This window comes from Streptomyces spinosisporus (genome assembly GCF_022698145.1).
GTDB lineage: Bacteria > Actinomycetota > Actinomycetes > Streptomycetales > Streptomycetaceae > Streptomyces > Streptomyces spinosisporus.
Map to the genome: position 1 here is coordinate 192,501 of NZ_JALDAX010000005.1, position 12,723 is coordinate 205,223.

Sequence of the window (12,723 nt, forward strand, 5' to 3'; positions counted from 1 at the left end):
CCTTTCCGATCGCTTCAGGAGGCCGACGTCAGATGTCGTAGTCCTGGTCGAGCGGGTCCTGTCCTTCGCGGCGCTCGGACTCCTCGTCGCGCATGCGCTCCTGGCCCTGCCGGCCGCGCTCCTGGCCCTGCTCGCCGCGCTCCTGGCCCTGCTGGCCACGCTCACGGCCCTGCTCACGGCCCTGCTGCATGCGCTCCTTGGCCCGCTGCTGCATCTGCTCGGCCTTGTCCTGGAACTGGTCCTTCATACCCATGTGGGTTCACTCCCGGAGGGTGAGGGGAAAGGCCCTTGATCGGGCCTCGACCAGATTCACACGGGCGGACACACTCCGCATGTCGATCAACTACGGTGCGTAGCGCGCGACTCCTCGTCCGCCGCCCCACCTGCGCCGACGAGCCCGGTGCGCATCCCCGTCAACCGGGTCGCGAACCGCTTCATCTCACGCTGACCGACGGTCCCGATGACCCCCGGCAGATAGCCGCGCACCCCCTGCATCCCGCGCAGCCACCACTGCCCGTACACATGACTGGAGCGCCGCTCGATGCCGGCCACCAGCCGGTCGACGGCCGGGCTCAGCGGATACGTCTTGTTCGACGGCCACGGCAGCCGCTGCCTCAGCTCGCGCATGACCTCGTCCTGGTCGGCGCCGCGCACCATGTCGGTGTCGGTCCACGACAGATAGCCGACGCCGACCCGCACGCCCCGGTAGCCGACCTCGGCGCGCAGGCTGTGCGCGTACGCCTCCACACCGGACTTGGAGGCGCAGTACGCGGTCATCATCGGAGCGGGCGTGATGGCCGCGAGCGACGCGATCTGCAGCAGATACCCCCGGCTCTCGATCAGAGCCGGCAGGAAGGCGCGGGCCGTCACCGCCGAGCCGACGAGGTTCACCTCGATCACCCGCCGCCAGGACTCCGGGTCGGAGTCCACGAACGGCCCGCCGGTCGCGACACCGGCGTTGGCGACGACGATGTCGACCTTCCCGAACCGCTCCTTGACCTCCTGCGCCACCCGGGCCATCGCCACATGGTCCGTGACGTCGGCATGCCAGTGGTCGCTGTCGCTGTGCAGCCGCTCGGAGACCTGCTTGAGGGCGTCCGGCTCCAGCCCGACCAGCGCCACCTTCGCACCGCGCGCGGACAGCTTGCGCGCGAGCAGCTCCCCGACCCCGCGCGCCGCCCCCGTGACCACGGCGACCTGTCCTTCGAGGCTTGCCCTGCTCATGCGCCCTCCTTGATCGTTGCGTACGTCGCCACGAGTTCCCGGATTCTGCCGCTGATCAGCTCCGGTGCCTCGACGGGCGTCATATGGCCGAGCCCCGGCAGCTCGGCGCTGTCCACACAGTGGGGCAGCGCGGCCACCAGCGCCCGCGCCTGCACGGGCGGGGTGAGCCGGTCGGCGGTCCCGACCACCACGACCGTCGGCACCTTCAACTCCCGTACCCCGTGGTCGAGATCGAGCAGGTCCAGCACCTGCGACCAGGCGTGCCGCACCTTGGTCGGGCACGCGTGCACGATCCGCGCACACGCCTCCACCATGTGCGGAGCCGAACCCGGTCCCATCGTCCCGTACTTGAGGATGCGGCGCGCGAGGGGTGTGACCGGCCCGAGCGGCGCCCGCGCCCCGAGGATGTGCTTGGTCAGCCAGGTCCGCAGCCGGCCCGGACGCATGGGTACGACGGTCGACTCGGCGACCAGCCGCGAGGAACCCGTGCTGCACAGCAGGACCGCGACCGCGTGTTCCCGGAAGACGGCCCGGCCCGACGCCGCCATCACCGTCATGCCGCCCATGGAGTGACCGGCGATCACGGCCTTCTCCCCGGGCGCCAGCGTCTCCTTCAGTACGGCTTCGAGGTCGTCCGCGAGGGCCTCCGTGCTGCACACCCGGCTCGCCGGGCTGCGTCCGTGGCCGCGCTGGTCGTAGGCGATGACCCGGTGGTCGACGGCGAGGTCCCTGATCTGCGCCGCCCAGAAGGCGGTCGAGCAGGTCCAGCCGTGGGCGAGGACGACGGCGGGCGCGCCCTCGGGGCCGTGCACCTCGACATGGATGCGGGACCCGTCGGCGGAGACGGCGACGAGCTCGCGGGAGGCGGCGGGCGGGGCGTACGGCCCGGTCGTGACGTGCATCAGCCGGCTCACGCCTCCACCTCCGCCGTCTTCTTCCCGTTCACGGGTGCGTCCTCGGCGGGCCGGGCGGGCGCGCGCAGCACCTCGTACTCCGCGAGGTTCACCTGGCGCGTGGCCCGCCTGAACTCGGTGGTCGTACCGGGCCAGATGGTGGTGTTGCGGCCGTTCGCGTCGAGGTACCAGCTGGTGCAGCCGCCGGTGTTCCACACGGTGCGCTTCATGCGCTCCTGCACCCGCTGGTTCCAGCCGGCGACCGCGCTCGGCCGGGGGTTGAGGGCCGCACGGCCGCCGAGGACGCCCAGCTGCTTGACGAAGTCCGCCATGTAGTTGAGGTGGGACTCGATCATCAGGATCATCGAGGAGTTCCCGAGGCCGGTGTTGGGGCCGATGATGGTCATCCAGTTGGGGAACCCGGCCGCGGTGGCGCCGCGCAGGGCCGCCATCCCGTCCTTCCAGGACTCGGCGAGCGTCCTGCCCTCGGCGCCCACGATCCGCTCGGCGATCGGCATGTCGGTGACATGGAAGCCCGTACCGAAGATGATCACGTCGACCTCGGCCTCGCTGCCGTCGGCGGCGACGACGGTCGAACCGCGGATCTCGCTCAGACCACTGGCCACGACGTCGACATTGGGCTGGGCGAGCGCCGGGTAGTAGGTGCTGCTCAGCAGGATCCGCTTGCAGCCGATGCGGTAGTCGGGGGTGAGCTTGGCGCGCAGGGCCGGGTCCTTGATGGCCCGCGCCATGTTCCGCTTGGCCAGCTGCTCGACGAAGCCGAGTTCGTTGGGGTGCTTGGTGAACGCCTGGACCTGCAGCTCCCGGATCCCCCACAGCAGTCCGCGGCGGGCCTGCGCGGTGAAGGGCAGCGTGCGGTGCAGGGCCCGCTCGGCGCCGGTGATGGCACGGTCGACGCGGGGCATGACCCAGGGCGGGGTGCGCTGGAAGAGGGTGAGGCTGCCGACCTGCGGCTGGATCGCGGGCACGATCTGGATCGCCGACGCGCCGGTGCCCACCATCGCCACGCGCTTGCCGCGCAGATCGTAGTCGTGGTCCCAGCGGGCGGAGTGGAAGACCTTGCCGGGGAAGGAGTCGAGGCCCGGGATCTCGGGGATCTTCGGGTCGGACAGGGGACCCGCGGCGGAGACGACGACGTCCGCGGTCAGCCGCCCGCTGCTGGTCTCGATGTCCCAGTGCAGCTGCTCGGCGTCCCAGGTCATCATCTTCACTTCGCAGTCGAAGCGGATGTGCGGGCGCAGCCGGAAGGTGTCCGTGACGTGCTCCAGGTAGGCACGGATGTGCTCCTGTCCGGAGAAGGTGCGCGGCCAGTCGGGGTTGGGTGCGAAGGAGAAGGAGTAGAGGTGGGAGGGCACGTCGCAGGCGCACCCGGGGTAGCTGTTGTCGCGCCAGGTGCCGCCGACGCTGCCGGCCCGCTCCAGCACGACGAAGTCGGTGATCCCCTCGCGCCGCAGCCGCACCGCGGCTCCCAGCCCGCCGAACCCGGACCCGATCACCGCCACCCGCACATGTTCGTGTTCGGTCATGCCGATGCCCTTTCCCACGCGACTCCGCCAGTGAATACTGGCGCAATGGGAGAGTAGAGCAGCGACGTACTCATGGGTAGGGGGTGCGCCCAGGAAAGTTACCGGCGGTACGCCATAGGGTGCGGACGTGACCGAGAAGCGTGAGTACCGCATGGAGGAACTGGCCAGGGAAGCCGGCATCACAGTGCGCACCCTGCGCTTCTACCGGGAGCGCAAGCTGATACCGCCGCCCCGCCGCGAGGGCCGTATCGCCTGGTACGACGACCACCACCTGGCCCGCCTGCGCACCATCGCGGCGCTCCTGGAGCGCGGCCACACCCTGACCGGCATCGCGGAACTGGCGGAAGCCCTGGACCACGGCCGCGACGTCGCCGACCTGCTGGGCATCAACCCCACCGAGGAGGAGCCGGTCCGCCTCACCCCCGAGGAACTCGCCGCCCGCTTCGAGGGCGAGGTCACCCCCGAGAACCTCGCAGCCGCCCTGGACCTCGGCTACCTGGGCACCGACGGCGACGAGATCGTCCACATCAGCCGCCGCCTCCTCGACGTCTCCTCGGCCCTGGTCCGCGAGGGCATCCCCCTCGCAGAAGTCCTCGCAGCCGGCGCCCGCGTCCGCGAACACGTAGACCAACTGGCAGAAATGTTCGCCGAGTTGGTCCTCCGCCACGCCGAGGAAAAAGACCTCCAACGCCTACGCCCCCTGGCGCGGAGCGTGGTGGAGGCGGAGATGTCGCTGGCGATGGACCGCCAGCTGCAGAAGCGGGAGAAGAGCGGCGCCGAGGACCGGCTCTAGAGGTCGTACACCACGGTGACCGGCGCGTGGTCGGACCACCGCTCGTCATGCGTGGCCGCCCGCTCGACCAGAGCCTTGACGGCCTTGGCGGCCAGTCCGGGCGTACAGACGTGGTAATCGATGCGCCATCCTGTGTCTCGGTCGAAAGCCCTCCCCCGGTACGACCACCACGTGTACGGCCCCTCGACCCCCGGATGCAGGGCGCGGACGACGTCGACGTAGCCGCCGTGCTGTGGGTCGAGGACCAGGCTCAGCCACTCGCGTTCCTCCGGGAGGAAGCCGGAGTTCTTGGTGTTGCCGCGCCAGTTCTTGAGGTCGGCCTGCTGGTGGGCGATGTTCCAGTCGCCGCAGACGACGACCTCGCGGCCGTCGGCGGCGGCCCGCTGCCGCAGCGCCTTGAGGTGGGCGAGGAACTCGGTCATGAAGCGGACCTTCTCGTCCTGGCGCTCGGTACCGACCTCGCCGGAGGGCAGGTAGAGGGAGGCGACCGTGACGCCCGGCAGATCGACCTCGACGTAGCGGCCGCTGGTGTCGAACTCCGCGGAGCCGAAGCCGACTTGGATGCGGTCGGGTTCCCGGCGGGTGTAGAGGGAGACACCGGCCCGCCCCTTGGCGGCGGCGGGCGCGTGCACCACGTGCCAGCCGTCGGGCGTGCGCACGTGCTCGGGCAGCTGGTGCGGCTCGGCGCGGACCTCCTGCAGACAGAGCACATCGGCGGAGGTGCCGGCGAGCCACTCCACGAAGCCCTTCTTCGTGGCAGCGCGCAGGCCGTTGACGTTGACGGAGGTCACAGTGAACACGCGGGCACGATACCGGCACACTGGACGTGGTCCAGAATTCGATAATCGCGATCTTGCATAGGTGTACGGTTAACAGAATGAACATACGCCGGGTCTCCTTCGACCACCCCGACGCTGTGAAGCTGAACGACGAGGTCCAGGCCGAGTACCACGTCCGTTACGGCGACGGAGGCGACGCCACCCCCCTGGACCCGGCGGACTTCGAGCCGCCCAACGGCGTGTACTTCATCGTCTACGACGAGCACGACAGCCCCGTCGCCACGGGCGGCTGGCGCGCCCAGGACACCAACGGCGAGGGCAACACCGACGGCGACGCCGAGCTCAAGCGGATGTACGTGACGCAGACGGCCCGCGGCCGCGGCCTCGCCCGGCGCATCCTGGCCGCCCTGGAGGAGGACGCCCGCAGGGCGGGCCGCATCCGCATGGTCCTGGAGACGGGCACCAAGCAGCCGGAGGCCATCGCCCTGTACACCTCCAGCGGCTACGAGCCCTGCGAGAAGTTCGGCTACTACCGCTTCCACGAGGACAGCCGCTGCTTCGCGAAGCGGCTGGGCTCCTGAGGGCGGGGGCCGTTGCTCACGCCGCACTCAACCCGGGTCTTCTAGGCGCCGCCTGGACGATCGCTGGAGGAAGCGCTCCAAAGACCCAGACGTCGGAAACGGCGCTGCCTGTATCGCTCCGCCAGGGCCGTCAATCCGCAGACCGTCCCCAGATACGCGCCCACGCCTGCCGTGATCAACACGTCGCCCAACGATTGGTGACGTGCAAGCTCAACTGCGGCGCCAAGCACCGCCAACGGCACACCGGTGCAAACGCCGATGGCGAGCGGATGGCGAGCGGAGAAGCGCTGGGATCGAGTTGGCGGCCGCAGACCACCGAGCGCCCGATCCACACGCCAGAAGGCACGCTTGAACCTGTCACCGAGGATGACCATGGCCGGAGTCTATGGTCGGCTCGGCGCGAGGTCGACGCGGTGACCTCGGTCACGCTTCCGCCGCCGCAAATCTGCCTCGCCGCGGTGCAACTCCAACTGAAGGAAGGGGAGTTGGTGGACCGGTCCGCTACAACGTAGTTGCTGTACGTCACTGCAGTACGGCATGCCAAAGCCCCTGCTGGTGATCCCCAGCAGGGGCTTTGAGCTGCGTGGACCTGAGGGGATTTGAACCCCTGGCCCCCTCGATGCGAACGAGGTGCGCTACCGGACTGCGCCACAGGCCCTTGCAACGAGTGAAACTCTAGCACCCCGATCCGGGTGCCCGGAAATCCGTATCCGGCCCGCCCGGGGGCGGCGCCACAGGTCGGGCGGCCGGTCTACTCGTTGGCGGCCCTCGGCCGGTCGCCGTCCTCGTACTGGTCGAACAACGGGGTACGGCCCCGCTCGCGCGCCCGCCGTGCGGAAGCCGCGCGGCGGGCGTCACAGCGCCCGTCGTCGTCCGCCTTCGCCTCCTCGGCCGCGTCCGGTGCCGCGGCGTCGTGCTCGGCGCTCTGCTCGGCCGGCGTCTCCTGGTCGCGAGCGACCGGGCCCGAGCGGGCCGAGCTCCAGGTGTCCGGCGCCCCGAGGTCCACGTCGGAGGTGGCCCGCGGGGCGACCGGCGCGGTCACGTACGTCGGCAGGGGCACCGGCACCGGGTCCCAGCTGTCCCCGTGCCCGGGCCGCCGCTGCCGCTCGCGCTGCTGGTCCACCCATTCGGCGTGGTCGGTCTGCTCGACCAGGGCCCGCCGGTCGGCGGCGAGTGCGGACAGCCCGGGGTCGGTGCCCTGGGCGGGTCCCTCGTCGGGTTCGTCGGCGTCCGCCTCGGCGGTGGCGGTACGCCGGCGCGGCTGGCGTGCGCGCTCGTGGAGCCGCTGGGCCGCGGCCTCGGCGCGGCGGCGGTCCATCTGGTAGGCGAAGCGCCGCCGTTCCTGGGTGCGCAGATACGCGATGTATCCGCTCAGCAGCACGGCGGGCACGCCGGGCGCCCAGAGGAAGGCGAGTCCGCCGACGGCGGCGACGACGGCGCCGAGTGTGAACGCGACGAAGAGCGTCACGGTGGTGCGGCGTCTGCGCGCGAGCACCTTCGAGCGCCGGGCGCGCGCCGCGGCCGCTTCCTGCGCGGGCGTGCGGCGGGGCGCGGGCACGCGCTTGCGGGCCGGGGCAGGGACCGGGGACTGCGCGGAGGGCGACGGGGACGCCTGCGCCGGCGCGGGGTCCGGCGCCTCGGCGCGGGTCTTCGGACGGTTCGGGGGCATGGCGAAGGCCCGGACGTCCACCGAACCGGTGACCGTGCCCGGGTCGTCGGCGCTGGGCTCCCCCGCTTCGGTGGAGCGCCCCCGCAGGTCCTTGGCGTACCGGCGCTCCATTCCCGCCCGTCCGGACAGCAGCCGGATGGCGGTGCTGAAGCGTTCCGTCGGACGGGCTTCGTTCAGCTCGTCCTGCCTACGGAGCCACATAGGCACCAAGTAGGCGGCCCAGGCCCCGACAATGACTGCGTAGATGAGGCCGCTGCTGCTCACGCCTCACACGGTAGAGGGGTTTGCGTGAGGCCATCTGCCAATTGCGCCGGTGTGTCGCACGATCTGGCTGATATTTCGAACTTTTTTTGTGACCGATGCGATCAGCACCCCACTGAGGCTGTGAATTTAATGCCTTGAGGTGGTCGCCGCTCGATCAATTTCGAACATCTATTCAATTTACCGGCCTATGCGGGATTCCCCTGAGTACGTGCCCGGCGCCAGCGGTTGAGCAACCCGTCGGGCACCTCTTCCGCGGTGAGCGCGAAGACGAGGTGGTCGCGCCAGGCGCCGTCGATGTGGAGATAACGCGGCCTCAGACCCTCCTCGCGGAATCCGAGTTTCTCCACCACCCGGCGACTGGGCCCGTTCTCGGGGCGAATGCAGACCTCGATGCGGTGCAGACCGACGGTGCGGAAACAGTGGTCCACGACCAGTGCCACGGAGGTCGGCATCACACCCCGTCCGGCCACCGCCTCGTCCACCCAGTAGCCGATATGCCCCGAACACATGGAGCCCCAAGTGATTCCGGCAACCGTCAACTGCCCGACCAGACGGCCCTGGTACTCGATGACGAACGGAAGCATCCGGCCGGAGTTCGCCTCGGAGCGCAGGTGCCGGACCATCTGACGGTAGGTCGGCCGGTGCGCTATCGGCCCGCTCGGCGTGGGCGGCGGAATCGTCGCCTCCCAGGGGCGCAGCCAGTCCCGGTTGCGCCGGTTGACGTCGCGCCAGGCGCGCTGGTCGCGCAGCTTTATCGGCCGGAGGACGATGTCGCCGTCCGCCAGCACGGCGGGCCAGGATGGGCTGTTCAGCTCGCACCCCCACTGACGGCCCCGGGTCTGGGGTGGTCGCCGCCGCGGATCTGGTCGACGGCATGCGTCAGCAGGGGTTCCAGGACGGCCAGTCCGTCCTTGACCCCGCCGGTGGAGCCCGGCAGATTGACGATCAGTGTCCCCTTCGCCACTCCCGCCAGGCCCCGCGAGAGCGCGGCGGTCGGTACCTTCTGTCGTCCGAACGCCCGGATGGCCTCCGCGATGCCCGGCACCTCGTAGTCGATCACCCTGCGGGTCGCCTCGGGTGTGCGGTCGGTGGGCGAGATGCCGGTGCCGCCGGTGGTCACGATGACGTCGTAGCCCGCCTCGGCTCCGGCCCGCAGCGCGGCCTCCACGGGGTCGCCGTCCGGGACGACCCGCGGGCCGTCGACGACGAAGCCGAAGCTTTCCAGGCCGGCGGCGATCGCGGGGCCGCCCTTGTCCTCGTAGACGCCTGCGGCAGCCCTGTTGGAGGCGGTGATCACCAGAGCGCTGTACGGCGCGCGGAGAGCACCGCCGGTCGATGGGTCGACAGTCATGCCCGGCTCCAGTCGCCCGACTTGCCGCCCGTCTTCTCCTCCACCCGTACGTCCGTGATGACCGCTCCCTTGTCGACCGCCTTGACCATGTCGATCACGGTGAGCGCGGCGACGGAGACCGCGGTGAGCGCCTCCATCTCGACGCCCGTACGGTCCGTGGTCCTCACCGTGGCCCGGATCTCCACGGCGTCGTCCGCGACCGACAGATCCAGTTTCACACCGGACAGCGCCAAGGGGTGGCACAGCGGGATGAGGTCCGGGGTGCGCTTGGCGCCCATGATGCCCGCGATGCGCGCGGTGGCGAGGGCGTCGCCCTTGGGGACGCCCTCGCCGCGCAGCAGCTCGATCACGCGGGGCGAGACCAGGACCCGGCCGGCGGCACGGGCGGTGCGCGCGGTCACGTCCTTCCCGGACACGTCGACCATGCGGGCGGCGCCCGCCTCGTCGATGTGCGTCAGTCGGTCCTGCGCAGGGGGTCCGGGGGTCTCCCCCCGGGAAGGCTCAGTCATGCTGTGGGCGCTCCCGGTCCGGGCCCGGCGCGGTACGGCGCACGGACCTGTTGTGCGCGACACGGTACCGCCAACCTGGTGCGCTCAGCCGAGCAGGACCACCTCGACCTCGGTGCCGGGCTCGACGGACTCCGTGCCCTCGGGGACGACGATGAGCGCGTCGGCGTGCGCGAGGGCCGCGACCAGATGGGATCCGGCGCCGCCGACCGGGCTGACCGAGCCGTCGGCGTACGTGCCCCTGAGGAACTGTCTGCGGCCCTTCGGCGAGGTCAGCGCCTTGCCGGAGATCAGTGTGGCGGTCGTCCGCGGCCGGTGGACGTCCGCCAGGCCCATGAGGGTGCGGATCGCCGGGCGGACGAACAGCTCGAAGGAGACGTACGACGAGACGGGGTTGCCGGGCAGGGCGAGCAGCGGGGTGTGGTCGGGGCCGATGGAGCCGAAGCCTTGCGGCTTGCCGGGCTGCATGGCGAGCTTGCGGAACTCGATGCCGCTGCCCGCCTCGTCCTCGTCGCCGACGTGCGACAGGGCCTCCTTGACGACGTCGTACGCCCCGACGCTCACGCCGCCCGTGGTGACCAGGATGTCGGCGCGCACCAACTGGTCCTCGATGGTGGCGCGCAGGGTGTCCGCGTCGTCGGCGACGGCGCCCACGCGGTAGGCGATGGCGCCGGCGTCGCGGGCGGCCGCGGTGAGGGCGAAGCTGTTGGAGTCGTAGATCTGGCCGTCGGCCAGCTGCTCGTCGGGCTGGACGAGTTCGCTGCCGGTGGAGACGACCACCACGCGCGGGCGCGGGCGCACGCGGACCGTGCCGCGGCCGATCGCGGCGAGCAGGGCGATCTGCGGCGGCCCGAGGACCGTGCCGGCTTCGAGGGCGAGGTCGCCCGCCCGTACGTCGCTGCCCTTGGCGCGCACATGCGCGCGTGCCTCGGCCGGGCGGTGGACGTGCACCTGCCCTTCGGCGCCCTCGGGTGCCTGGGCCCGGGCCCGCATCCCGGTCACCGGGCCCTCACCGAGGCCTCCGTCGGTCCACTCCACGGGGACGACGGTCTCCGCGCCCGGCGGCAGGGGGGCTCCGGTCATGATGCGGGCGGCCTGGCCGGGTCCCACCTGGACGAGGTCGGCCTGGCCCGCCGCGACGTCCCCGACGACGTCCAGGACGGCGGGGAACTCCTCGCTCGCGCCCGCGACATCCGCGACCCGTACCGCGTACCCGTCCATGGAGCTGTTGTCGAACGGCGGCAGCGACACCGGCACCGTGACGTCGTCGACCAGGACGCAGCCCTGGGCGTCGAGGAGTTGCAGCTCGATGGGTTCCAGGGGGCGGACGGCCGTGAGGATGTCCTCCAGGTGTTCGTCCACCGACCAGAGGCGGTCCTGGCCGGTGGTGCGGGGCGAACTGCTCAACGTGCTACATCTCCTCGGCTACGTAACTGCGAAGCCAGGCCCTGAAGTCCGGGCCCAGGTCTTCACGTTCGCATGCGAGTCTGACAATGGCACGCAGGTAGTCACCGCGGTCGCCGGTGTCATAGCGGCGGCCCTTGAACACGACGCCGTGGACCGGTCCGCCGGCCTTCTCGTCCTGGGAGAGCTGCTGGAGGGCGTCGGTGAGCTGAATCTCGCCGCCGCGGCCCGGCTCGGTCTTGCGCAGTATGTCGAAGACGGCCGGGTCGAGGACATAGCGGCCGATGATCGCGTAGTTGGACGGGGCGTCCGCGGCGGCCGGCTTCTCGACCAGGTCGTGGACCTTGACGACGTCGCCGTCCTCGGTGGGGTCGACGGCCGCGCATCCGTAGAGGTGGATCTGCTCGGGCGCGACCTCCATGAGCGCGATGACGCTGCCGCCGCGCTGCTCCTGCACCTCGACCATCCGCTTGAGCAGCGGGTCGCGCGGGTCGATCAGGTCGTCGCCGAGGAGGACGGCGAACGGCTCGTGGCCGACGTGCGGGGCCGCGCACAGCACCGCGTGGCCGAGTCCTCTGGGGTCACCCTGGCGCACGTAGTGCATGGTCGCGAGGTCGCTGGACTCCTGGACCTTGGCGAGCCGGCCCGCGTCGCCCTTCTTCTGGAGGGCGGACTCGAGCTCGTAGTTGCGGTCGAAGTGGTCCTCGAGGGGGCGCTTGTTGCGGCCCGTGATCATGAGGACGTCGTCGAGGCCCGCGGACACGGCCTCTTCGACCACGTATTGGATCGCCGGCTTGTCGACGACCGGCAGCATCTCCTTGGGAGTGGCTTTGGTGGCCGGCAGGAACCGGGTGCCGAGGCCTGCTGCGGGAATGACAGCCTTGCTGATCCGTGGGTGCGACTGGGTCATGGCGGCACCCTATCCGTTGCCTTGGATGGGAATCTGTGGCTCCGGTTATTTGGCTCTCATATGAGCGCATTGGGAAGGGTACAGGTGCGACCCATGAGTCACCTCGGACGTACGACCGAGCCTGACAAGCGAACGTTGCGGCGAGAGCTCCTCGCGGTGAGAAGCAGGTTGACGGCGGATGACGTGCAGGAGGCCGCGGACGCGCTCGCCGAGTGCGCCTTGCGGCTGCCGGAGCTGGCCGAGGCCCGCACGGTGGCCGCCTACGTCTCCGTGGGCGCCGAGCCGGGAACGCTCGCGCTGCTGGACGCGCTCCACGCGCGCGGGACGCGGGTTCTGCTGCCCGTGCTGCTCGCGGACAACGACCTCGACTGGGGCGCGTACGCCGGCCGGGGCTCCCTCGCGCGGGTCCAACACGGCGGAAAAATGGCGCTTTTCGAGCCCTCCGGCGAACGCCTCGGCCCGGACGCCGTGACGCGCGCGGACGTCGTGCTGCTGCCCGGACTGGCGGTGGACGCGCGCGGGATGCGGCTGGGGCGCGGCGGAGGGTCGTACGACCGCGTCCTCGCGCGTCTGGAGCGCACGGGCGCGCAGCCCTCGCTGGTGGTGCTGCTCTACGACGCGGAGGTCGTCGCGCGGGTGCCCGAGGAGGCGCACGACCGGCCGGTGCACGCGGTGGTGACGCCGTCGGGCGCGCGCCGCTTCGGCAGCGGCCGTTGACCGGCCACTGACCGGCCCGCTGACGCGAGAAGGCCCTCCACGCGCGTGTGGAGGGCCTTCTCGCTCAGAAGCTCACGGCTTCGGA

The 12,723-nt window shown here is 71.0% G+C and carries 14 protein-coding genes and 1 tRNA gene; 3 read left to right on the top strand and 12 right to left on the bottom strand.

Translation table 11 applies throughout. The features are described 5' to 3' along the window. Positions 1 to 28: 28 nt before the first annotated feature. From MQN93_RS15390 to MQN93_RS15405, 4 genes are all read right to left on the bottom strand, one after another. Positions 29 to 253, bottom strand: coding sequence for a hypothetical protein (locus MQN93_RS15390; RefSeq protein ID WP_242709909.1), 225 nt, complete (start codon positions 251 to 253; stop codon positions 29 to 31). Between the two features lie 86 nt (positions 254 to 339). Next, positions 340 to 1,224 (bottom strand): SDR family oxidoreductase, encoded by an 885-nt coding sequence (locus tag MQN93_RS15395; RefSeq protein ID WP_242709910.1) that lies wholly within the window; start codon positions 1,222 to 1,224, stop codon positions 340 to 342. Continuing rightward, positions 1,221 to 2,138: an alpha/beta fold hydrolase gene (locus MQN93_RS15400; RefSeq protein WP_242709911.1), complete on the bottom strand. Its 918-nt coding sequence runs from the start codon at positions 2,136 to 2,138 to the stop codon at positions 1,221 to 1,223. The genes MQN93_RS15395 and MQN93_RS15400 overlap by 4 nt, the downstream gene beginning before the upstream one ends. Further along, positions 2,135 to 3,664: a flavin-containing monooxygenase gene (locus tag MQN93_RS15405; RefSeq protein ID WP_242709912.1), complete on the bottom strand. Its 1,530-nt coding sequence runs from the start codon at positions 3,662 to 3,664 to the stop codon at positions 2,135 to 2,137. The genes MQN93_RS15400 and MQN93_RS15405 overlap by 4 nt, the downstream gene beginning before the upstream one ends. Positions 3,665 to 3,815: 151 nt before the next feature. Between MQN93_RS15405 and MQN93_RS15410 the strand changes: the two genes are divergently transcribed. Then, entirely contained in the window at positions 3,816 to 4,457 is a 642-nt protein-coding gene (locus MQN93_RS15410) for a MerR family transcriptional regulator (RefSeq protein WP_037783253.1), read from the top strand. On the opposite strand, the gene MQN93_RS15415 is transcribed toward MQN93_RS15410, so the two are convergent. Then, positions 4,454 to 5,257 (bottom strand): exodeoxyribonuclease III, encoded by an 804-nt coding sequence (locus tag MQN93_RS15415; protein WP_037783121.1) that lies wholly within the window; start codon positions 5,255 to 5,257, stop codon positions 4,454 to 4,456. The genes MQN93_RS15410 and MQN93_RS15415 overlap by 4 nt on opposite strands. Positions 5,258 to 5,334: 77 nt before the next feature. On the opposite strand from MQN93_RS15415, the gene MQN93_RS15420 reads away from it, so the two are divergent. Beyond that, positions 5,335 to 5,817, top strand: a complete 483-nt coding sequence (locus tag MQN93_RS15420) for a GNAT family N-acetyltransferase (RefSeq protein WP_242709913.1) — start codon at positions 5,335 to 5,337, stop codon at positions 5,815 to 5,817. Between the two features lie 584 nt (positions 5,818 to 6,401). On the opposite strand, the gene MQN93_RS15425 is transcribed toward MQN93_RS15420, so the two are convergent. The 7 genes from MQN93_RS15425 to galU all read right to left on the bottom strand — a co-directional run bounded on the left by MQN93_RS15425 (position 6,402) and on the right by galU (position 11,921). Continuing rightward, positions 6,402 to 6,475 (bottom strand) — tRNA-Ala (locus tag MQN93_RS15425). A gap of 93 nt (positions 6,476 to 6,568) precedes the next feature. Further along, positions 6,569 to 7,750 (bottom strand): divisome protein SepX/GlpR, encoded by a 1,182-nt coding sequence (sepX, locus tag MQN93_RS15430; RefSeq protein WP_242709914.1) that lies wholly within the window; start codon positions 7,748 to 7,750, stop codon positions 6,569 to 6,571. Between the two features lie 185 nt (positions 7,751 to 7,935). Continuing rightward, positions 7,936 to 8,538: a GNAT family N-acetyltransferase gene (locus tag MQN93_RS15435; protein WP_242709915.1), complete on the bottom strand. Its 603-nt coding sequence runs from the start codon at positions 8,536 to 8,538 to the stop codon at positions 7,936 to 7,938. 20 nt (positions 8,539 to 8,558) lie between these two features. Continuing rightward, complete coding sequence (locus MQN93_RS15440; protein WP_242709916.1) at positions 8,559 to 9,101, bottom strand: MogA/MoaB family molybdenum cofactor biosynthesis protein; 543 nt, start codon at positions 9,099 to 9,101, stop codon at positions 8,559 to 8,561. Next, positions 9,098 to 9,610 (bottom strand): cyclic pyranopterin monophosphate synthase MoaC, encoded by a 513-nt coding sequence (gene moaC / locus MQN93_RS15445; RefSeq protein WP_016436473.1) that lies wholly within the window; start codon positions 9,608 to 9,610, stop codon positions 9,098 to 9,100. Before moaC ends, MQN93_RS15440 begins: the two co-directional genes overlap by 4 nt. Positions 9,611 to 9,694: 84 nt before the next feature. Beyond that, a complete protein-coding gene (gene glp, locus MQN93_RS15450; RefSeq protein WP_016436474.1) occupies positions 9,695 to 11,014 on the bottom strand; it encodes a molybdotransferase-like divisome protein Glp in 1,320 nt (439 codons plus the stop codon). 4 nt (positions 11,015 to 11,018) lie between these two features. Continuing rightward, positions 11,019 to 11,921, bottom strand: coding sequence for a UTP--glucose-1-phosphate uridylyltransferase GalU (gene galU / locus MQN93_RS15455; RefSeq protein WP_016436475.1), 903 nt, complete (start codon positions 11,919 to 11,921; stop codon positions 11,019 to 11,021). A gap of 93 nt (positions 11,922 to 12,014) precedes the next feature. On the opposite strand from galU, the gene MQN93_RS15460 reads away from it, so the two are divergent. Beyond that, positions 12,015 to 12,638, top strand: coding sequence for a 5-formyltetrahydrofolate cyclo-ligase (locus MQN93_RS15460; protein WP_242709917.1), 624 nt, complete (start codon positions 12,015 to 12,017; stop codon positions 12,636 to 12,638). Positions 12,639 to 12,723 lie beyond the last annotated feature (85 nt).

What these genes read in the sequence shown, in the direction of transcription:
- galU (WP_016436475.1), bottom strand. Translation starts at nt 11,921, where the DNA reads ATGACCCAGTCGCACCCACGGATCAGCAAGGCTGTCATTCCCGCAGCA.
- MQN93_RS15405 (WP_242709912.1), bottom strand. Translation starts at nt 3,664, where the DNA reads ATGACCGAACACGAACATGTGCGGGTGGCGGTGATCGGGTCCGGGTTC.
- MQN93_RS15395 (WP_242709910.1), bottom strand. Translation starts at nt 1,224, where the DNA reads ATGAGCAGGGCAAGCCTCGAAGGACAGGTCGCCGTGGTCACGGGGGCG.
- MQN93_RS15440 (WP_242709916.1), bottom strand. Translation starts at nt 9,101, where the DNA reads ATGACTGTCGACCCATCGACCGGCGGTGCTCTCCGCGCGCCGTACAGC.
- moaC (WP_016436473.1), bottom strand. Translation starts at nt 9,610, where the DNA reads ATGACTGAGCCTTCCCGGGGGGAGACCCCCGGACCCCCTGCGCAGGAC.
- MQN93_RS15390 (WP_242709909.1), bottom strand. Translation starts at nt 253, where the DNA reads ATGGGTATGAAGGACCAGTTCCAGGACAAGGCCGAGCAGATGCAGCAG.
- MQN93_RS15460 (WP_242709917.1), top strand. Translation starts at nt 12,015, where the DNA reads ATGAGTCACCTCGGACGTACGACCGAGCCTGACAAGCGAACGTTGCGG.
- MQN93_RS15410 (WP_037783253.1), top strand. Translation starts at nt 3,816, where the DNA reads ATGGAGGAACTGGCCAGGGAAGCCGGCATCACAGTGCGCACCCTGCGC.
- MQN93_RS15420 (WP_242709913.1), top strand. Translation starts at nt 5,335, where the DNA reads ATGAACATACGCCGGGTCTCCTTCGACCACCCCGACGCTGTGAAGCTG.